The sequence below is a fragment of the Streptomyces violaceorubidus genome (assembly GCF_000717995.1).
Lineage (GTDB): Bacteria > Actinomycetota > Actinomycetes > Streptomycetales > Streptomycetaceae > Streptomyces > Streptomyces violaceorubidus.
The window spans coordinates 1-250 of record NZ_JODM01000221.1 but is presented as its reverse complement, the minus strand read 5'-3'; the positions used below and the strand labels follow the sequence as shown (position 1 = coordinate 250).

Here is a 250-nt window from a genome sequence, read left to right as displayed (position 1 = left end):
GGTGGTGTTCGGCGGCGAGGCCCTGGACCTGGGCCGGCTGACCGCCTGGTACGCCCGGCACGGTGAACGCACCCGCCTGGTCAACATGTACGGCATCACCGAGACCACCGTCCACGTCACCTACCGGCCCCTGGACAGTGCGACCGTCCAGGGCAGTCCGGGCAGTTTCATCGGGGAGCCGATCCCCGACCTGCGTCTGTACGTCCTGGACCAGGCCTTGCAGCCGGCCGCGCCCGGAGTGACGGGGGAG

At 70.8% G+C, this 250-nt stretch carries 1 protein-coding gene; it reads left to right on the top strand.

Annotation, left to right across the window (positions count from 1 at the left end; genetic code table 11):
* A partial coding sequence (locus IE94_RS36975) for an AMP-binding protein (RefSeq protein ID WP_037925162.1) occupies positions 1–250 on the top strand: 250 nt, incomplete at both ends.